The following is a 20056-nucleotide window of genomic DNA, read 5'->3' as shown; positions in this document are numbered from 1 at the left end:
GGGGGCGATGTGCCATGGCGGGCGCTTGCGCACAAGCGGCGTCTGGACCAGCCTGACCCGCAACGAGAAGAGGGGGAGGCGCATGACGGACCGGATCGCGATCGTCGGCTGCGGCTATTTCGCGGCGTTTCACCACGAGGCTTGGACCCGCATGCCCGGGGCTGAGGTGGTCGCGGTCTGCGACCGGGAGCGCGACAAGGCCGAGGCCGTGTGCGCCACCCACCACCCCGGCGCCAGCGTCTTCGAGGACGCCGCCCGGATGCTGGACGCGGCCGGGCCGAGCCTAGTCGATATCGTCACCCCGCCGGCCACCCATGCGCCCCTGGTGGCGCTGTGTGCCGCGCGCGGGATCGACGTGATCTGTCAGAAGCCGCTCGCCCCCGACCTGGAGGCCGCCCGGCGGCTGGTGGATGACGCCGAGACGGCCGGGATCCGGCTGGCGGTGCATGAGAATTTCCGCTTCCAGCCCTGGTTCCGCGAAGCACGGCGGGTGCTAGACAGCGGCCGGGTAGGGCGGCTGCATTCCGTCGCCTTCCGCATGCGCCCGGGGGACGGGCAGGGGCCGCGCGCCTATCTCGACCGCCAGCCGTATTTCCAGCAGATGCCCCGCTTCCTGGTGCACGAGACGGCGGTGCACCTGATCGACACGTTCCGGATGCTGATGGGCGAGGTCACGTCGCTCTATGCCGACCTGCGGCGGATCAATCCCGTCATCGCCGGCGAGGATGCCGGCTACATCGTGCTGGGCTTCGCAGAGGGCGGTACCGGGCTGGTGGACGGCAACCGGCTGAACGACCACGTCGCCGAAAACACCAGGCTGACGATGGGCGAGATGTGGCTGGAGGGGGAGGGTGGCGTGCTCCGGCTCGACGGCTCCGGACGGCTGTACTGGAAGCCCCATGGCGGGGCCGAGGCCGAGCATGCCTACACCTGGGAGAACCGGGGCTTCGGCGGCGACAGCGTCTTCGCCACCAATGCCCATATCATGGAGGCGTGGCGCGTGGGCGAACCGGCGCAGAACGAGGGGAGGACCTATCTGCGCAACATGGAACTGGTCGACGCCGCCTACCGCTCCAGCGAGGAAGGCCGTCGGCTGGACGTCTGACGGGTCAGGTCAGACGCCAGATCTCGATCGGATGGGACAGGCCGCGCAGGCTGCGGTCGCCCAGGTTCTGCGCGCCGGCCGGTGTCTCGCCGGCATCCTCCACCGTCACCGCGCTGGCCAGGGCAACGATCTCGGCCGTCGGATCGACCTCCTTGCCGAGCTGCTCGATCCGGTTGGCGACGTTCACCGGCTCGCCCACCAGCGTGTAGTTCACCCGTCCGGGCGCGCCGATATTGCCGACCACCACCGTGCCGGAATGCAGCCCGATGCGGATCCGCACCGGCGGCTCGCCGGCGACCGCGCGGACCTCGTTCTCCGCATGAATGGCTTTGGCGATCGCCTGAGTGGCCCGGATGGCGCGGGCGGCATGGTCCTCCTGCCGGCTGGGCGCGCCCCAGAACGCCATGACGCTGTCGCCGATATACTTGTCGATGGTGCCGTCCTCGGCCTCCACGCAGCGGGCGATCAGCGAGAAATGCGCGTTGAGCATCTCCGAGATCTCGCCCGCCTCCTTGTTCTCCGACAGTGAGGTGAAGCCGGAGATGTCGGTGAACATGATGGTCACCTCCCGGCTTCTGGTCCGGTAGCCCTCGACCTGCGGGGAATCCATCAGCCGTTTCACCAGGCGGCGCGGCACATAGATCTCGAACCAGCGCAGCGCGCCCACCATGCTGTTGAACGCGGCGGTTGCCTGGCGCAGCTCGGCGACTGTGGTCTCCGGCGCCTCGGGGATGGAATCAAAATCCAGCCGACGGATGCTGTCCGAGGCGAGCGCCAGGGCGGTGACCGGATGGCGGATCGACTGGGCCACTCGCCAGAGCAGGAACAGGGTCAGGGCCAGGACCGCGCCGCCGGCGATCAGGATCGCGTAGAGCCGCGTGAACAGGATGTCGGAACCTTCCGTGCTCGCCACGACCCCGACCGTCCAGGTCAGCGGAGCGACCGAGGACAGCGGAGAGGTGACGACGGCGAAATCGTGCTCGCCCAACTGGACGATCGACGCCTTCAACCCCTCAAGCCCGCGTAGCAGGGTCGTTTCCAGGACGTCCCCTGCAACATAGGCGTCCAGGATCGGGTCACCAATCTTCTCCCCCGGTGGCGGCGCGCTGGCACGCTCGTGGCGCTTGGTGATCGCCGGATCGCTATGCGCGACGATACGGTTGGTGGAATCGAGCAGGAAGGCGCGGACCGACGGCGTGGAGAGCTGGGTCAGGAAACGCGACAGGTCATCCACGGTGATCACGCTCGACACGAAACCGAGGGTCTCTCCGGCGCTGCGGATCGGATAGCTGGCCACGACGATCGAGTGGCCGATGTCGACGGCCCAGAACGGGTCGCTCCAGGTGACCATGTCGGTCCGGGTGACGGCGTCGAACCCGTCCCGGGAAACGCCGATATCCGCCCAGTTGCCGCGCACGATCAGGCCGTCGCGGCCGACCCGGATCGAGCGCCCGTCGGCGAGAACGATGGCCATGCCCCGGATCTGCGGCAGGGCCGCCATGGTCAGGCGGATCCGCTCGATATCGGCGGCGCGGAAGTCGAACGATTCTTCGCGCAACAGCTCGGCCACGGTGCGGGCGTGCACGTCGGCCACGTTCAGATGCGCCTCGGTGCGGTCGATGACCGCCGCCATGGTTTCCGACACCTGAGCCCGCAGAAGTTCGACCGTGTTGCGGCCGGCGGCAATGAAGCCGGTGGCCAGAACGATCACCAGGGACAGGGTCACCAACGTGCCGACCCCGCCGAGCAGCAGCCAGGCGATCGGGACACTGCGCGGACGCAGGATGGGCTTCTTTCGCGTGAACATCGCCTAGCTGCATAAGCGCATGGCGAGGCGGCGTCCAGCATTACACCACCGGGTTCGACGCCGATGCTTTACTTGATGATAACCCGCCCGGGGTTTATCTAGCGGCGGTCTCTACACCGAGCGGAAATGTCCATGCCCAGCCTGGCCGAGGAAGTGGACCGGCGCCGCACGTTTGCGATCATTTCGCACCCGGACGCCGGCAAGACGACGCTGACCGAAAAGCTGCTGCTGTTCGGAGGAGCGATCCAGATGGCCGGCGCGGTCAAGGCGCGCGGCGAGCGTCGGCGCGCGCGCTCGGACTGGATGAAGGTCGAGCAGGAGCGCGGCATCTCCGTCGCTTCCTCGGTCATGACCTACGAGTATCTTGGCCGGACCTTCAATCTGCTGGACACGCCGGGCCACGAGGACTTCTCGGAGGACACCTACCGGACGCTGACCGCTGTCGACAGCGCTGTCATGGTGATCGACGCCGCCAAGGGCATCGAGACCCAGACCCGCAAGCTGTTCGAGGTCTGCCGCCTGCGCGATGTGCCGATCGTCACCTTCGTCAACAAGCTGGACCGCGAGGGCCGGGACCCGTTCGAGTTGCTGGACGAGGTGGAGCAGACGCTTGCCCTCGACGTGACTCCGGCGAGCTGGCCGATCGGCATGGGCCAGCGCTTCAAGGGCTGCTACGACCTGATCAACGACCGGCTGATCCTGGTGGAGCGCGGCAACAACGACCGCCCGGCCGAAGGGATCCAGTGCAACGGGCTGGACGACCCGAAGCTGGATCAACTGCTGCCGGCCGATCTGGTGACCGAGTTGCGCGAGCAGGTCGAGATGGCCCGCGGCCTGTGCCCGGAATTCGACCTGCAGGCGTTCCGCGACGGCACGATGACCCCGGTCTATTTCGGCAGTGCGCTGAACAATTTCGGTGTGCGCGAGCTGCTGGAAGGCGTGGCGGAATACGCGCCGTCGCCGCGCGCACAGCCGGCGGTCGAACGGCCCATCACCCCGGATGAGGACAAGGTCTCGGCCTTCGTCTTCAAGATCCAGGCGAACATGGATCCCAAGCACCGGGACCGCATCGCCTTCGTGCGGCTCAGTTCCGGCCATTTCAAGCGCGGCATGAAGCTGAAGCATGTGCGCTCGGGCAAGATGATGACCATGCACAATCCGGTGCTGTTCCTCGCCCGCGACCGCGAGGTGGCGGAGGAGGCGTGGCCGGGCGACATCATCGGCATTCCCAACCATGGCAACCTGCGGATCGGCGACACCCTGACCGAGGGCGAGGACCTGCACGTCAAGGGCATCCCCAGCTTCGCGCCGGAACTTCTGCAGCGCGTGCGACCGACAGACCCCATGAAAATGAAACACTTGTCACGCGCGGTTGAACAATTGGCTGAGGAAGGTGCGGCCAAAGCCTTCAAGACCCGCCTGGGCAGCCAGTGGATCGTCGGTGTCGTCGGCGCCCTGCAGTTCGAGGTGCTGGCCGACCGCATCCGCACCGAATACGACGTGCCGGTGACCTTCGAGTCCGCGGGCCTGTACACGGCTCGATGGCTGGCGGCCGACGATCCGGCGGAGCTGAAGAAGTTCACCGACGCCCATGGCGGCGATCTGGCCGAGGATCACGACGGCGATCCGGTCTTCCTGGCCCGCAACGGCTGGCATCTGAACCACACCGCGGAGACCTGGCCGAAACTGCGGCTGCTGGCCACCAAGGAGCCTGCGACCTGACGAACACAAGCGTCATAAAATCGCATAGTGCGGCGGGTTATGTGAGTTGTCCGGACTAGGGGTTGGAGGCATGCTGCGGCCATGAGCGACGCGACCGTTGAAAGTTTTCTCGACCGGACCCTGCGTAACCTCCGCGGTGCGTGGGAGGATATCTCGGTCTCGACCCGGCACTACTGGACCGGCGCGCCGCGCCCGGACCTGCCGACCGACGACCTGGAGAAGATCCGGGGCCAGATGTCCGACTGCCTGTCCGACAAGGGCGGCGAGGTCACAGCGCGGGTGCGGGCGGCCGATCTGGGCCGCTCCTACCTGTCCCTGAACCAGACCGGCCGGCACCGCTTCCTGTCGCTCCTGGCCACCGAATTCGGCACCGACCACAAGGCGGTCGATACCGCCATCGCCAAGCTGGGCGAGGCGAAGGATGAGGAGGGACGCCGCCGGGCCGAGCGCGCGCTGCGTAACGCCCTGATCCCGCGCTGGCGCACCCTGCTGCGCCGCTTCACCGCCCTGCCGGAAGGCGTGAAGTTCCTGGTCGACCTGCGGGCGGAACTGATTCCCTTCGCCCGGGAAACCCCGGAACTGGCCGATCTCGACGCCGATCTGAAGGAGCTGCTGGGCGCCTGGTTCGATGTCGGGCTGCTGGAGATGAAGCGCATCACCTGGAGCGCGCCGGCCGCCCTGCTGGAGAAGCTCATCGCCTATGAGGCGGTGCACGCCATCCGCTCCTGGGAGGACCTGAAGAACCGGCTGGACAGCGACCGCCGCTGCTTTGCCTTCTTCCACCCGAACATGCCGGACGAACCCCTGATCTTCGTCGAGGTCGCGCTGGTGAGCGGCATGTCCGACAACGTGCAGACCCTGCTGGACGAGGATGCCCCGGCCAGCGATCCCCGGAACGCGGACGCGGCGATCTTCTATTCGATCTCCAACGCCCAGCGCGGCCTGGCCGGCATCAGCTTCGGCAACTTCCTGATCAAGCGCGTGGTGGACGTGCTGAAGAACGAGATGCCGAATCTGAAGACCTTCGCCACCTTGTCTCCGATCCCCGGCTATCGCCGGTGGCTCAATGGCAAGCTGGAGGCGGGTGAGGGGCTTTCCCTCACCGCGTCGGAGCGCAAGGCCCTGGTCCAGGCACTGGAGCCGGGCAAGGACGTGGCCGATGTCGACCTGATCAAGGCCGGCCTCGGAGTCGACGGCTGGTGGGACGACGAGGATCTGTCGGAAGCGCTGAAGGGCCCGGTCATGCGCGGGGCCGCGCGCTACCTGACCACCGAGAAGCGGCGCGGCGGCACCGGTGCGGGCGATCCGGTCGCGCATTTCCACCTGTCGAACGGCGCGCGGATGGAGCGGCTGAACTGGCTGGGCGACCGCTCGGCCAACGGCTTCCGCCAGTCCTGCGGCATGATGATCAACTACCTCTACCGGTTGGCCGAGATCGACGACAACCACGAGGCCTATACCGATGACGGGCGCATCGCCCAGTCCTCGCAGATCCGCAGCCTGGCCAAGGGCTAAGGGCCGCGATGCCCGGCTGCGCGCGGCTGTGAGGCAGTGACGCTCCCCTGGCACGGTTGACGCCGACCCCGCCGTCATATAGCAGTGCGCGTCCCCAATGTGGGCGCGTTTGCCCGGCGCGGGTGTGGTGGAATTGGTAGACACGCTGGATTTAGGTTCCAGTGGCGCAAGCCATGGGGGTTCAAGTCCCTCCACCCGCACCATGCGGCCAGGACACGTGCCCCGCCGGGGAAGAGACACACTGGCCCACGCCACGAAAATGGCCCTGTTCGAGCGGGATTTTTCCTTATGCAAGTGAACGAAACCCTCAACGAGGGACTGACGCGCGAATTCACCATCATCATTCCGGCAGCGGACCTGGACGCTGAGCTGAACGGCCGGCTGGTCGAGCTCGCGCCGCAGGTGAATATGCCCGGCTTCCGCCCCGGCAAGGTGCCGCCGGCGCTGCTGCGTCAGCGCTACGGCGACGCGCTTCTGGGTGAGGTGATCGAGAAGTCGGTCAACGAGAGCTCCCAGCGCGCCCTGGACGAGCGTGACCTGCGCCCGGCCTCCCAGCCGAACGTGGAGATCACCTCCTACGAGAAGGGCAAGGACCTGGAGTACAAGCTCTCGGTCGAGCTGATGCCGGAGATCGAGACCGTCGATTTCTCCACGCTGGAGCTGGAGCGGGTCACCGCCGAGCCGAGCGACGAGGACATCAACGACGCCCTGAGCCGCATGGCCGAGGGCCAGAAGGAGTCGGCGCCGATCGAGACCGCCCGTCCGGCCGCCTCCGGCGACGTGGTCGTCATCGACTTCGTCGGCAAGATCGACGGCGAGCCCTTCGACGGCGGTGCCGCCCAGGACCACCATCTGGAGCTCGGCTCCAACACCTTCATCCCGGGCTTCGAGGAGCAGCTGGTCGGCGTGAGCGCCGGCGAGGAGAAGGCGGTCACCGTCAGCTTCCCGGAGGATTACCAGGCCTCCCATCTGGCCGGTAAGGAAGCGGTGTTCGACGTCACCGTGAAGGAAATCCGCGAGCCGAAGCCGGTCGAGATCGACGACGCCTTCGCCCAGCGCTTCGGCCTGGACTCGCTGGACGCCCTGAAGGAGGCGATTGGCGAGCAGATGAAGGGCGAGTACCTGACCGCCACCCGCACCCGCATGAAGCGGCAGCTGCTCGATATCCTGGCCGAGAAGCACTCCTTCGAGGTTCCGCCGAAGATGGTGGAGGAGGAGTACAAGGGCATCGTGCACCAGGTCGTCCACCATTCCGGCGGCGAGCAGGGTCATGATCACGACCACGATCATGATCACGACCATGACCATGATCACGACCACGCGCATGATCATGACCACGATCACGCCCATGACCACGATGCCGGTCACGATGCCGACGAGAAGAAGCTCAGCGAGGAAGACCGCGCCGAGTACCGCAGCATTGCCGAGCGCCGCGTGCGCCTGGGCCTGCTGCTTTCCGAGGTCGGCCGCCAGAACAACATTCAGGTGACCGACGAGGAGGTTTCCCGCGCGATCCAGGAGCAGGCTGCCCGATTCCCGGGTCAGGAGCGGTTCGTCTTCGACTACTACCAGAAGAACCCGCAGGCCCTGGCCCAGGTCCGCGCGCCGCTGTTCGAGGACAAGGTCGTCGACTTCGTGGTTGAGATGGCCAAGGTCACCGACAAGACCGTGACCGCCGAGGAGCTGTTCCGCGATCCGGACGCCGAGGACGAGGGCGAGGCCAAGGCGGACGACGCCGAGAAGAAGCCGGCCAAGAAGAAGGCCGCCGCCAAGCCGAAGGCCGCGTCCTCCAAGGCCAAGACGGCCTCGAAGTCGAAGAAGAAGGCCGACGAGTCCGACGCCGAGGCGGACAGCGACGCCTGACCGAAAGGCGCCGGCAACCGACGGACTGGTGCCGGCGCTTCCGACGACCCATATTAACGGGGACTGAGATCAAAGGGGTCGGGCAACGGCCCGCGACCAACCGGACGAAGGAAGAGGCACGATGGCCAACCCGGCCGAAATCTACATGAACTCCCTGGTGCCGATGGTGGTCGAACAGACCAACCGCGGCGAGCGCGCGTACGACATCTACTCGCGCCTGCTCAAGGAGCGGATCATCTTCGTGATGGGCCCGGTGAACGATGCGGTCGCCAGCGTTGTCTGCGCCCAGCTTCTGTTCCTGGAAGCGGAGAACCCGACCAAGGACATCTCCATGTACATCAACTCGCCGGGCGGCGTGGTGACCTCCGGTCTCGCGATGTACGACACCATGGAATATATCCGTCCGGACGTCTCCACGGTCTGCATCGGCCAGGCGGCCTCCATGGGCTCGCTGCTGCTGACCGCCGGTGCCGAGGGCAAGCGCTACGCGCTGCCGAACGCCCGGATCATGGTCCACCAGCCCTCCGGCGGCTTCCAGGGCCAGGCGACGGACATCGAGATTCATGCCCGCGAGATCCTGGCGGTGCGCGCGCGTCTCAACGAGATCTACGTGAAGCACACGGGTCAGAAGCTCGACGAGATAGAGAAGGCCATGGAGCGCGACAACTTCATGACCCCAGAGACCGCGAAGGCGTTCGGCATCATCGACGAGGTGATCGAGAAGCGCGCGAGTCCCGCGGAAGACGGCGCGGCCTGATAGGGTTCGCTTGTCCTTCCGATACGCACAGCTGATTCCGGTTTCTCGCGGTATGCCGCTGGTAAAGGGTTTTTTACCAGCTACGTGGGATATTTCGCATTGTGACTATGCGGGCCGGGTGGCTAACATAGAACCGATGGAACAGGTAAACAGGGCCGAGAACCATGAGCAAATCTGGTAGCGGCAGCGGCTCCAGCGAGTCCAAGAACACCCTCTACTGCTCCTTCTGCGGAAAGAGTCAGCACGAGGTCCGCAAGCTTATCGCGGGCCCGACGGTGTTCATCTGCGACGAGTGTGTCGAGCTGTGCATGGACATCATCCGCGAGGAACACAAAACCACGCTGGTGAAGTCGCGCGACGGCGTGCCCACGCCCCAGGACATCTGCCAGGTGCTGGACGATTACGTCATCGGTCAGTTCACCGCGAAGCGCATCCTGTCGGTGGCGGTGCATAACCACTACAAGCGCCTGGCCCATGGCCAGAAGAACAACGACGTCGAACTGGCGAAGTCGAACATCCTGCTGATCGGGCCGACCGGTTGCGGCAAGACGCTGCTGGCCCAGACCCTGGCGCGGATCATCGACGTGCCGTTCACCATGGCCGACGCCACCACCCTGACCGAGGCCGGCTATGTCGGCGAGGATGTGGAGAACATCATCCTCAAGCTGCTGCAGGCCGCGGACTACAACGTGGAGCGGGCACAGCGCGGCATCGTCTATATCGACGAGGTCGACAAGATCAGCCGCAAGTCGGACAACCCGTCCATCACCCGCGACGTGTCGGGCGAGGGCGTCCAGCAGGCGCTGCTCAAGATAATGGAAGGCACGGTCGCCAGCGTGCCGCCCCAGGGTGGGCGCAAGCATCCGCAGCAGGAATTCCTGCAGGTGGACACGACCAACATCCTGTTCATCTGCGGCGGGGCCTTCGCCGGCCTGGAGAAGATCATCTCCAACCGCTCCAAGGGCTCGTCGATCGGTTTCGGCGCCGACGTCCGGGCGCCGGACGACCGCCGCACGGGCGAGATCCTGCGCGAGGTCGAGCCGGAGGACCTGCTGAAGTTCGGCCTGATCCCCGAATTCGTCGGCCGCCTGCCGGTCCTGGCGACGCTGGAGGACCTGGACGAAGAGGCGCTGATCGAGATCCTCACCAAGCCGAAGAACGCCCTGGTCAAGCAGTACCAGCGTCTCTTCGAGATGGAGGACGTGAAGCTGGAGTTCCGGGAGGACGCCCTGTCGGCCATCGCTCAGAAGGCGATCGAGCGAAAGACTGGCGCCCGCGGCCTGCGGTCGATCCTGGAGGCCATCCTGCTCGACCCGATGTTCGATCTGCCGAGTGCCGATGACGTCGAGGAGATCATCATAAACGGTGATGTCGTGACCTCCGGCGCCAAGCCGATCTTCGTCCATGGCGAACGTCGAGAGGACGCGAACGCCGGCGCGTGACCGAGAAGCCTTGATCCTCGGGGGTCCGCGCGCCACCTAATGTGCTCGTGCGCAGGGTTCATCCCCCGCCCTGTGTGACGCCAATACGCTTTCGTCACGGGGGAGGCGCTTATATCGAGGCCAATTGACGTGACCGCAGGAAACGAGGTCTACCCCGTCCTCCCGCTCCGGGACATCGTAGTGTTCCCGCACATGATCGTGCCGCTCTTCGTAGGGCGCGATAAGTCGGTGCGCGCACTCGAGGACGTGATGCAGGACGACAAGAAGATCCTGCTCGTGACGCAGCGCAATGCCGCTGACGACGATCCGGCACCGGGTGACATCTACGACATCGGCACAATAGGAACCGTGCTGCAGCTCCTGAAGCTTCCCGACGGCACCGTGAAGGTGCTGGTCGAGGGCGGCCAGCGGGCGAAGATCCACCGCTACACCTCCACCGTCGCCTTCTTCGAGGCCGAGGCGGAGGTCATCGAGGAGGACGAGGGCGACGAACAGGAAGTCGAAGCCCTGTCCCGCGCCGTGGTGGGTCAGTTCGAGCAGTACATCAAGCTGAACAAGAAGATTCCGCCGGAAGTGCTTGTTTCGGTTAATCAGATCGAGGAGCCGGCGAAGCTCGCCGACACCGTCGCGTCGCATCTGGCGCTGAAGATTTCCGACAAGCAGGAACTGCTGGAAAGCGCCGGTGTGATGGATCGGCTGGAGCGGGTCTACGGCTTCATGGAAGGCGAGATTGGCGTGCTCCAGGTGGAGAAGCGCATCCGCACCCGCGTGAAGCGGCAGATGGAGAAGACCCAGCGCGAGTACTATCTGAATGAGCAGATGAAGGCCATTCAGAAGGAGCTGGGCGAGACCGACGACGGCCGCGACGACCTGGCCGAACTGGAAGAGCAGATCCAGAAGACCAAGCTCTCCAAGGAGGCCAAGGACAAGGCGATGCAGGAGTTCAAGAAGCTCCGCAACATGAGCCCGATGTCCGCCGAGGCGACGGTGGTGCGCAACTACCTCGACTGGCTGGTCAACATTCCCTGGAAGAAGCGTTCCAAGGTGAAGAAGGACATCTCCCACGCCGAGGTCGTGCTCGACGCCGATCATTACGGTCTGGAGAAGGTCAAGGAACGGATCCTGGAGTATCTCGCGGTCCAGGCCCGGGTCGGAAAGATGAAGGGCCCGATCCTGTGCCTCGTCGGCCCGCCGGGTGTCGGCAAGACCTCGCTCGGCAAGTCGATCGCCAAGGCGACCGGCCGCAATTTCGTGCGCATGTCGCTCGGCGGCGTGCGGGACGAGGCGGAGATCCGCGGGCACCGGCGCACCTACATAGGCGCGCTGCCGGGCAAGGTCATCCAGGGCATGAAGAAGGCCAAGACCTCGAACCCGCTGTTCCTGCTCGACGAGATTGACAAGCTCGGCCAGGACTACCGGGGCGATCCGTCCTCGGCCCTGCTCGAGGTGCTCGATCCGGAGCAGAACAACAGCTTCCAGGACCACTATCTGGAGGTCGATTACGACCTGTCGGACGTGATGTTCGTGACCACGGCGAACACGCTGCGCATGCCGCAGCCGCTGCTCGACCGCATGGAGATCATCCGGCTCTCGGGTTACACCGAGGACGAGAAGGTCCAGATCGCCCGGCGTCACCTGATCGACAAGCAGATCGCCGATCACGGCCTGCGCAAGGGTGAGTGGACGATCTCCGACGACGCCCTGTACGACCTGATCCGTTACTACACCCGCGAGGCGGGCGTGCGGAACCTGGAGCGCGAGCTGGCCAATCTGGCCCGCAAGGCGGTCAAGGAGATCGTGCAGAACGGCAAGAAGAAGGTCGCCGTCACGCCGAAGAACTTGGACAAGTACGCGGGTGTGCGCCGCTACCGCTACGGCGAGGTGGAAGAGACCGACATGGTGGGCGTCACCACCGGTCTCGCCTGGACCGAGGTCGGCGGCGAGCTGCTGTCGATCGAGGCCCTGACCCTGCCCGGCAAGGGGAAGGTCACCTCGACGGGCAAGCTCGGCGACGTGATGAAGGAATCGGTTCAGGCGGCCGAGTCGTTCGTGAAGTCGCGCTCGCTGACCTTCGGCATCCAACCCAAGGTCATCGAATCCCGCGATATCCACGTGCACGTGCCGGAAGGGGCGACCCCGAAGGACGGTCCGTCGGCGGGTGTGGCCATGGTCACCTCCATCGTGTCGGTGCTGACCGGGATTCCGGTGCGCCGGGACGTGGCGATGACCGGCGAGATCACGCTGCGCGGCCGGGTGCTGCCGATCGGCGGGTTGAAGGAGAAGCTTCTGGCCGCCCTGCGCGGGGGCCTGAAGACCGTCCTGATTCCCCGCGAGAACGAGAAGGATCTCGCCGAGATTCCCGATAATGTGAAGCAGGGCATGAAGATAATCCCTGTTTCCACGGTTGATGAGGTGCTCGGGCACGCCCTGACCTCGCAGCCGGTGCCGATCGATCCGGCGACCCTGGATCCGGACAAGGCGGACATCGAAAGCCTGTCCAAGCCGGCGAAGCCCGAAGGTGTCGAAGGTGTGGTAACACACTGACATCCCTCCGCTTCCCTATATGCTTCCCCGGCCGCTCACCCAGTGCAGCGGCCGGTTGCATTCAGGGGGTGAAGTGGTGATCTTGCTTTGAAGTCAAGCTCGAAAACCGCAGAAAACCTTGAATTCTGGTCCTCACGAACGTTGACGGACGCAGAATGAGCGGCATAGAGTCTGGGCCGCTAGCGTTGCCCAGACGACGCCATTTATGATTTACCCAGCCACATTGGGGGGCTCCTAAAGTGAACAAGAATGATCTCATTGCTCAGGTCGCCGAGGCGGCCGATCTCTCCAAGTCCGACGCGGCCAAGGCTGTTGACGCAGTGTTCGACTCCATCACTGGCGTTCTGAAGTCCGGCGGGGATGTCCGTCTTGTCGGTTTTGGTACTTTCTCCGTGGCGGCCCGTGCCGCCAGCGAGGGCCGCAATCCCCGCACCGGTGAGAAGATCAGCATCCCGGCGTCCAAGCTGCCCAAGTTCAAGCCGGGCAAGGGCCTGAAGGACGCCGTCAACTAAGACGGTTTCCTGGAGTTCTAAGCGCCAGCCTTCGCCCGAAGGCTGGCGTTTTCTTTTCCGGCTCGGACCCAAGCTGTGCCAAAGTCGGGGAAGTCTCGCTAAGTTAGAGGACGAGTCACGGCTCAGATCGCTCTGACCCGATCGTGCTCTTGAGGGCGGTTAGCTCAGCTGGGAGAGCGAGCGGTTTACACCCGCTAGGTCGGCGGTTCGAACCCGTCACCGCCCACCATCCCTTCCGGACAGATCGAACCTGGATCAGGCTGCGGCGTCTTCGGTGGCGTTCTGTGCGGCCTCGAGCTGTTCGAGCTGCGCGCGATGGGCGCGCAGACCCGCCTGGCCGAGCTCGGTGAGCCGATAGGTGCCGCGGGAGACGCGCTCGAACCAGCCGTAGTGATTCTTCTGCAGGATCGCGGCCGCCCGCTCAACCTGGGCGTCGGCGCGAATCACCTTCACCGCCAGCGGCCCCGAAGCCAGCGCCTCCGCACAGCGAATCGCATCCTGGCGATAGGCGGTCACGATCGTCCGCCGGGTCGCCCCACCCAGATTCGGGTCGCCGACCCGTTTGGCGAACTCCGTGGCCAGCCGGTGATGGGCCTTGCGGTCGCGCCGTGGCTTGTAGGGGCCTGGATCGACCACGATCTCGACCGCGCGGTCAGGCCTGGCGGCGGCATCCACCAGCATCAGGCCGAGCTCCAGCCGGCGGCACAGCCGGAGCAGCGCCCGCCGGCGGCCGCGCCAGTTCCGGCGCTTGGCAGCGGTGTCGGGGACCGGCACGGCCAGGTAGACGTCGTCGCTGAGCCGCTGGCGACTGATTCCCTGCAGCACCAGGTCGAGGGAGAAGGCGGTCTTCAGCTCGACCACCAGGGGCGGGGAGGCGGGATCGGGCAGGCGGGCGACCACGTCGCAGCCCTTCACCTCGGCCTTCACCTCGTAGCCGCGCGCCTCCAGGAAGCGCTTCACCGGGAGATAGAGATCCGATTCCTTCACCGCGCGCCCGTCCGGTTCAGATTCTGGTGCGGCGCAGGACGGCGTAATTGTACATCGTCTGGAGCTCACCCCGGGCCGCCGGGGTCAGGCGTCCCTCCTTGATGGCATCGGCCAGACGGCGGATGTCGCGCTTGGCGTCGACCGAGACGTTCCCGCTGGCCATCAGCAGGTCGTACATCTGCTGCGGGGTCGCCTGGCCCAGGGGCGGCGGCCCGGCGGTCTCCGGATCGACGGCGGCCGCCGCGTCGGCGGCTTCGGGCGCATTGGCCCGTACCGGCAGGAGCTTGCGCGGCAGCAGGATGTCGCTCCAGGCGAGCCCGTGGGCATTCAGCAGCCGGTTGATCGCCGTGGTGGCGTTCAGCACCTCGCCGTCGCTGTCGCTGCCCAGCATGTTGATCAGCTTCAGAAGGCGTTCGTAGTCGCCGGCGGTCATCTGGTCCAAGTCGGCCCTCCCAGGGCGTCTTCACGCTGCCGTAACAGTTTAGCGGTTTTTGCCGGCGAGGGGGACCGGCCCCGAGGGGGCGCCCGGAGCGCGCCGGTCACGACGGTCGCTCGGTCGAAACGGCGGGAAACCTGGGCCGTTCGCGCGCCCGACATCGTCCGGTCATAAAATCGGATAAAAAGCGCGGCGAGGGTTGTTGACAGCCCCCGGGGTAGCGAGTACACCACGCGCCTCGACGCCGGGCGGCAAACACTTCGAACCGCCCCGACGTCTCCCGGAGGGGGTGTAGCTCAGTTGGTTAGAGCGCTGGCCTGTCACGCCAGAGGCCGCGGGTTCGAGTCCCGTCACTCCCGCCACTCTTCGACATTGCGATGACGTCGGATGGTTCCCCTCCCGGGGGACCTGTCGCCATGCGCGAACGGCCGTTCCGCGCGCTTAAGCCGCGCCCCGAAATCGACCTACGGCCTTCCGAAACGGGTTGCACCGCACTATAGTCCGCCGCATTGTGCGGTGCGCGACCGAACCCGGTTTCGGATCGCGGTAAAACGGCACTAAAGCCGTATAGATAAAAGGGGACTTCCCCATGAACGCCATGCTGACCGAATACCTGCCTATCCTGGTGTTCCTGGCGATCGCGATCGGAATGTCGGCCGTCATCGTGGCGGCCTCCTTCGTCGTCGGTCACCAGCGGCCCGATTCCGAGAAGCTATCCGCCTATGAATGCGGATTCGAGGCCTTCGACGACTCGCGCCGGCAGTTCGACGTGCGGTTCTATCTGGTCGCCATCCTGTTCATCATCTTCGACCTCGAAGTGGCCTTCCTGTTCCCCTGGGCGGTGTCGCTCGGCGACATCGGGCTGTTCGGGTTCTGGTCGATGATGGTGTTTCTCGGGGTGCTGACCATCGGCTTCGTCTACGAATGGAAGAAGGGAGCCCTGGAATGGGAGTGATGCAGTCCGACCGTCCGCTGCCGGCGGGTGCTGACCAGGACGCGGTCCTTTCCGCCGTCGGCGACGAGCTTCAGGAGAAGGGGTTCGTCATCGCCCAGGCCGACAAGCTGTTCAACTGGGCCCGCACCGGCTCGCTGTGGCCGATGACCTTCGGCCTGGCCTGTTGTGCCGTGGAGATGATGCACACCGCGGCCAGCCGCTATGACCTGGACCGCTTCGGGATCATCTTCCGGCCGTCGCCGCGCCAGTCCGACGTGATGATCGTTGCCGGCACGCTGACCAACAAGATGGCGCCGGCCCTGCGCAAGGTCTACGACCAGATGGCCGAGCCGCGCTGGGTCATTTCCATGGGCTCCTGCGCCAATGGCGGCGGCTACTACCACTATTCCTATTCGGTCGTGCGCGGCTGCGACCGGATCGTGCCGGTCGACATCTACGTGCCCGGCTGCCCGCCGACGGCCGAGGCGCTGCTGTACGGCGTGATGCAGCTCCAGCGCAAAATCCGCCGCACGGCGACGATCGCCCGCTGACCGCGGGTTCAGGGACAAGTCGGCGGGCTGCCGCCGCTAACAGCGAGGACGGGGCGAGCGACGACATGGAGACGGCGACGCCAAATCAGACGACCACCGCGCTCAAGGAGCTGGCGGGCTATATCGAGGCCCAGCTCGGGAGCGATGTGAGCGACGTGGCGATCAGCAAGGGCGAACTTTCGCTGCGCTGCGCACCCACGAGCCTTATCAAGGTCCTGACCTTCCTGCGCGACGACACCCAGTGCCAGTTCAAGGCGCTGATGGACGTGTGCGGCGTCGACCATCCGGAGCGCGATCCCCGGTTCGACGTGGTCTATAACCTGCTGTCGATCAGCCAGAACACGCGCATCCGCCTGAAGACGGCGACCGACGAGAACACCCCGGTGCCGTCGGCGACCGCGGTCTTCCATTCCGCCAACTGGTGGGAGCGCGAGACCTGGGACCTCTACGGGATCTTCTTCTCCGATCACCCGGACCTGCGCCGGATCCTCACCGACTACGGGTTCGAGGGCCATCCGATGCGCAAGGACTTCCCGCTGACCGGCTATGTGGAGGTCCGCTATGACGACGAGCAGAAGCGGGTCGTGTACGAACCGGTGAAGCTGGTGCAGGAATTCCGCAATTTCGACTTCCTGAGCCCGTGGGAAGGCGCGCAGTCGCTGCTTCCGGGTGACGAGAAGGCGGATGAGAAGGCTGGGGAAGAGGCGGCGAGCTGATGGCCGAATCGCAGATCAAACCGCTCACCATGAATTTCGGGCCGCAGCACCCTGCGGCCCACGGCGTGCTGCGCCTGGTGCTGGAGATGGACGGCGAGGTGGTCGAGCGCGCCGATCCGCATATCGGCCTGCTGCACCGCGGCACCGAGAAGCTGATCGAGCACAAGACCTACCTGCAGGCGGTGCCGTATTTCGACCGGCTCGACTATGTCGCGCCGATGAACCAGGAGCATGCCTTCGCGCTCGCCGTGGAGAAGCTGCTGGGGCTGGAGGTGCCGAAGCGCGGCCAGTACATCCGCGTGCTCTACGCCGAGATCGGCCGGTTGCTGAACCACCTGCTGAACATCACCACCTTCGCGCTCGATGTCGGCGCCATGACGCCGCTGCTCTGGGGCTTCGAGGAGCGCGAGAAGCTCATGGAGTTCTATGAGCGGGCCTCCGGCGCGCGGCTCCATGCGGCGTATTTCCGTCCGGGCGGCGTCCATCAGGATCTGCCGGCGGGCCTGCTGGAGGACATCAAGGCCTGGGCCGACAAGTTCCCGACCTTCATCGACGACCTCGAGAGCCTGCTGACCAACAACCGCATCTTCAAGCAGCGCACCGTCGATATCGGCGTGGTGACCCGCGAGGAGGCCCTGGATCTGGGCTTCTCCGGCCCGGTGCTGCGCGGAGCAGGGGTCGCCTGGGACCTGCGCACCGCCCAGCCTTACGATTCCTATGAGGATTTCGACTTCGACATCCCCATCGGCAAGACCGGCGACTGCTATGCCCGCTACCTGGTCCGCGTCGAGGAGATGCGCCAGTCGCTGAAGATCATCCACCAGGTGATCGAGAAGATGCCCGGCGGGCCGGTCAAGGCGCTCGACAAGAAGGTCACCCCGCCAAAGCGCGGCGAGATGAAGCGCTCGATGGAAGCGCTGATCCACCACTTCAAGCTCTATACCGAGGGCTATCACGTCCCCGCCGGCGAGACCTACACGGCGGTCGAGGCGCCGAAGGGCGAGTTCGGCGTGTTCCTGATGTCCGACGGGACCAACAAGCCGTACCGCTGCAAGATCCGCGCGCCGGGATTCGCCTTCCTGGCCGCGATGGACTTCCTGGGACGGGGACACATGCTGGCGGATACGGTGGCGATCATCGGGTCGCTGGACATCGTGTTCGGGGAGATCGACCGATGAGTACCAAACCGATCGCCGAGGCTCATCTCCAGCCGGAGAGCTTCGAGTGGACGGCGGAGAGCAAGGCGACGATCGAGAAGATCGTGGCCAAGTATCCCGCCGGCCGGCAGGCCAGCGCGGTGATTCCGCTGCTCGATCTCGCCCAGCGCCAGCACGACAACTGGATTCCGCTGAAGGCGATGGACACGATCGCCGCGACGCTCGACATGCCGCGGATCCGCGTGCTGGAAGTGGCGACCTTCTACACGATGTTCAACCTCGCCCCGGTCGGGAAGTGGTTCCTGCAGGCCTGCACCACGACCCCGTGCTGGCTGCGCGGGTCGGACGACGTGATGCGCTGCATCAAGGACAAGCTCGGCCTGTCGAAGAACTACACGACCACGGCCGACGGCCAGTTCACCCTGCTCGAGGTCGAGTGCCTTGGTGTGTGCGCCAACGCGCCGGTCGTGCAGGTGAACGACGATGTCTACGAGGACCTGGACTACGAGCTGACCGCGAAGCTCATCGACGACCTGAAGGCCGGCAAGGCGCCTGAGGTCGGATCGATGTCCGGCCGCAAGGGCTCGATGTCCAAGGACGGGCCGACCTCGCTGGTCTCGCTGAAGGACAGCGACGGGGTGCCGGCCTGGTTCGCCGAGAAACAGGCCTCTGCCGGCGGAGACGATTGAGATGCTGAAGGACGAAGATCGCATCTTCACCAACCTCTACGGTTGGTTCGACCCCAGCCTCGCCGGTGCGCGCAAGCGCGGCGACTGGTCCAACACCAAGGAGATCCTGGCGATGTCCCCGGAGGATATCGTCGAGGTGATCAAGGCGTCGGGCCTGCGCGGCCGCGGCGGGGCCGGTTTCCCGACCGGCCTGAAGTGGTCCTTCATGCCGAAGGAGGTGAAGGACAAGCCGCATTACCTGGTGGTCAATGCCGACGAGTCGGAGCCCGGGACCTGTAAGGACCGGGAGATCATGCGCCACGATCCGCACAAGCTGATCGAGGGCTGCCTGGTCGGCGGCTTTGCCATGCGCGCCAAGGCGGCGTTCATCTATATCCGCGGCGAGTTCTACAACGAGGCCGTGGCCCTGCAGCGCGCCATCGATGAGGCGTATGACGCCGGGCTGATCGGCAAGAACGCCTGCGGGTCGGGCTATGATTTCGACGTGATCCTGCACCGCGGTGCAGGCGCCTATATCTGCGGCGAGGAGACGGCACTCCTGGAGTCGCTCGAGGGCAAGAAGGGCCAGCCGCGCCTGAAGCCGCCGTTCCCGGCCGGTGTCGGTCTGTACGGCTGCCCGACCACGGTGAACAATGTCGAGTCGATCGCCGTTACCCCGACCATCATGCGCCGCGGCGCGGAATGGTTCGCAGGCATCGGCCGGCCGAAGAATTCCGGTCCGAAGATCTTCTCGATCTCCGGCCACGTGAACAATCCATGCAACGTCGAGGAAGAGCTCGGCATTCCGCTGCGCGAGCTGATCGAGAAGCATGCCGGTGGGGTGATCGGCGGTTGGGACAACCTGCTGGCGGTGATCCCGGGCGGCTCCTCTGTGCCGCTGATGCCGAAATCGACCTGCGATGAGATCCTGATGGACTTCGATTCGCTGCGGGAGGTCCGCTCGGGCCTCGGCACCGCGGCGGTCATTGTCATGAACAAGCAGACCGACGTGGTGAAGGCGATCGCCCGGCTGAGCGCCTTCTACAAGCACGAGAGCTGCGGCCAGTGCACGCCGTGCCGCGAGGGCACAGGCTGGATGTACCGGGTCATGCAGCGCATGGTGCGCGGCGAGGCGGATGTCGAGGAGATCGATACGCTGGAGGAGGTGACCCGCCAGGTGGAGGGCCACACGATCTGCGCATTGGGTGACGCGGCCGCGTGGCCGATCCAGGGCCTGATCCGGCATTTCCGGCCGGAGATGGAGCGTCGGATCGCGGCGCATAAGGCGGGGCAGCCGGTGACGGCGACCGCCCAGGCCGCCGAGTAACGGCCAGGAACGG

At 65.6% G+C, this 20056-nt stretch carries 17 protein-coding genes and 3 tRNA genes; 17 read left to right on the top strand and 3 right to left on the bottom strand.

Annotation, left to right across the window (positions count from 1 at the left end; all coding sequences use genetic code 11):
- The first annotated feature begins 82 nt into the window (after window positions 1-82).
- Window positions 83-1105, top strand: coding sequence for a Gfo/Idh/MocA family protein (locus ACOQOP_RS07245; RefSeq protein WP_420565648.1), 1023 nt, complete (start codon window positions 83-85; stop codon window positions 1103-1105).
- A 4-nt stretch (window positions 1106-1109) separates the two neighbouring features.
- On the opposite strand, the gene ACOQOP_RS07240 is transcribed toward ACOQOP_RS07245, so the two are convergent.
- Window positions 1110-2912: an adenylate/guanylate cyclase domain-containing protein gene (locus ACOQOP_RS07240; RefSeq protein WP_420565647.1), complete on the bottom strand. Its 1803-nt coding sequence runs from the start codon at window positions 2910-2912 to the stop codon at window positions 1110-1112.
- 132 nt (window positions 2913-3044) lie between these two features.
- Between ACOQOP_RS07240 and ACOQOP_RS07235 the strand changes: the two genes are divergently transcribed.
- The 9 genes from ACOQOP_RS07235 (at window position 3045) to ACOQOP_RS07195 (ending at window position 13496) form a co-directional block, all read left to right on the top strand.
- On the top strand, window positions 3045-4634 hold the full coding sequence (locus tag ACOQOP_RS07235) for a peptide chain release factor 3 (RefSeq protein ID WP_420565646.1): 1590 nt from the start codon (window positions 3045-3047) through the stop codon (window positions 4632-4634).
- A gap of 81 nt (window positions 4635-4715) precedes the next feature.
- On the top strand, window positions 4716-6149 hold the full coding sequence (locus ACOQOP_RS07230) for a malonyl-CoA decarboxylase (protein WP_420565645.1): 1434 nt from the start codon (window positions 4716-4718) through the stop codon (window positions 6147-6149).
- A 118-nt stretch (window positions 6150-6267) separates the two neighbouring features.
- Window positions 6268-6352: transfer RNA gene (locus ACOQOP_RS07225), tRNA-Leu, on the top strand.
- Window positions 6353-6437: 85 nt separating this feature from the next.
- The gene (gene tig, locus ACOQOP_RS07220) at window positions 6438-8012 is read left to right on the top strand and encodes a trigger factor (protein WP_420565644.1); all 1575 of its coding nucleotides are present in this window, start codon (window positions 6438-6440) and stop codon (window positions 8010-8012) included.
- Window positions 8013-8133: 121 nt separating this feature from the next.
- The gene (gene clpP / locus ACOQOP_RS07215; protein ID WP_420565643.1) at window positions 8134-8769 is read left to right on the top strand and encodes an ATP-dependent Clp endopeptidase proteolytic subunit ClpP; all 636 of its coding nucleotides are present in this window, start codon (window positions 8134-8136) and stop codon (window positions 8767-8769) included.
- A gap of 164 nt (window positions 8770-8933) precedes the next feature.
- A complete protein-coding gene (gene clpX, locus ACOQOP_RS07210) occupies window positions 8934-10211 on the top strand; it encodes an ATP-dependent Clp protease ATP-binding subunit ClpX (RefSeq protein WP_420565642.1) in 1278 nt (425 codons plus the stop codon).
- A 129-nt stretch (window positions 10212-10340) separates the two neighbouring features.
- Window positions 10341-12755 (top strand): endopeptidase La, encoded by a 2415-nt coding sequence (lon, locus tag ACOQOP_RS07205; protein WP_420565641.1) that lies wholly within the window; start codon window positions 10341-10343, stop codon window positions 12753-12755.
- Between the two features lie 239 nt (window positions 12756-12994).
- Window positions 12995-13267 (top strand): HU family DNA-binding protein, encoded by a 273-nt coding sequence (locus tag ACOQOP_RS07200; RefSeq protein ID WP_028794908.1) that lies wholly within the window; start codon window positions 12995-12997, stop codon window positions 13265-13267.
- Between the two features lie 153 nt (window positions 13268-13420).
- Window positions 13421-13496: transfer RNA gene (locus ACOQOP_RS07195), tRNA-Val, on the top strand.
- A 26-nt stretch (window positions 13497-13522) separates the two neighbouring features.
- Here ACOQOP_RS07195 and ACOQOP_RS07190 read toward each other — a convergent pair.
- Window positions 13523-14254 carry a DUF2161 family putative PD-(D/E)XK-type phosphodiesterase gene (locus tag ACOQOP_RS07190; protein ID WP_420565640.1) on the bottom strand — a complete coding sequence of 244 codons (732 nt, stop codon included), beginning with the start codon at window positions 14252-14254 and terminating at the stop codon, window positions 13523-13525.
- 16 nt (window positions 14255-14270) lie between these two features.
- Entirely contained in the window at window positions 14271-14696 is a 426-nt protein-coding gene (locus ACOQOP_RS07185; protein ID WP_420565639.1) for a hypothetical protein, read from the bottom strand.
- A 279-nt stretch (window positions 14697-14975) separates the two neighbouring features.
- On the opposite strand from ACOQOP_RS07185, the gene ACOQOP_RS07180 reads away from it, so the two are divergent.
- From ACOQOP_RS07180 to nuoF, 7 genes are all read left to right on the top strand, one after another.
- Window positions 14976-15052, top strand: a tRNA-Asp gene (locus ACOQOP_RS07180).
- A 227-nt stretch (window positions 15053-15279) separates the two neighbouring features.
- Complete coding sequence (locus tag ACOQOP_RS07175; protein WP_420565638.1) at window positions 15280-15645, top strand: NADH-quinone oxidoreductase subunit A; 366 nt, start codon at window positions 15280-15282, stop codon at window positions 15643-15645.
- A complete protein-coding gene (locus tag ACOQOP_RS07170; RefSeq protein WP_420565637.1) occupies window positions 15636-16175 on the top strand; it encodes a NuoB/complex I 20 kDa subunit family protein in 540 nt (179 codons plus the stop codon). Before ACOQOP_RS07175 ends, ACOQOP_RS07170 begins: the two co-directional genes overlap by 10 nt.
- 65 nt (window positions 16176-16240) lie before the next feature.
- Complete coding sequence (locus tag ACOQOP_RS07165; RefSeq protein ID WP_420565636.1) at window positions 16241-16891, top strand: NADH-quinone oxidoreductase subunit C; 651 nt, start codon at window positions 16241-16243, stop codon at window positions 16889-16891.
- Complete coding sequence (locus ACOQOP_RS07160; protein ID WP_420565635.1) at window positions 16891-18069, top strand: NADH-quinone oxidoreductase subunit D; 1179 nt, start codon at window positions 16891-16893, stop codon at window positions 18067-18069. The genes ACOQOP_RS07165 and ACOQOP_RS07160 overlap by 1 nt, the downstream gene beginning before the upstream one ends.
- Window positions 18066-18737, top strand: a complete 672-nt coding sequence (locus tag ACOQOP_RS07155) for a complex I 24 kDa subunit family protein (RefSeq protein WP_420565634.1) — start codon at window positions 18066-18068, stop codon at window positions 18735-18737. Before ACOQOP_RS07160 ends, ACOQOP_RS07155 begins: the two co-directional genes overlap by 4 nt.
- A gap of 1 nt (window position 18738) precedes the next feature.
- Window positions 18739-20043: an NADH-quinone oxidoreductase subunit NuoF gene (gene nuoF, locus ACOQOP_RS07150; protein ID WP_420565633.1), complete on the top strand. Its 1305-nt coding sequence runs from the start codon at window positions 18739-18741 to the stop codon at window positions 20041-20043.
- Window positions 20044-20056: the final 13 nt, after the last annotated feature.

Source organism: Thalassobaculum sp. (assembly GCF_965223715.1).
Lineage (GTDB): Bacteria > Pseudomonadota > Alphaproteobacteria > Thalassobaculales > Thalassobaculaceae > Thalassobaculum.
The sequence above is the reverse complement of the archived record's forward strand: the minus strand, read 5'-3'. Positions and strand labels throughout refer to the sequence as shown.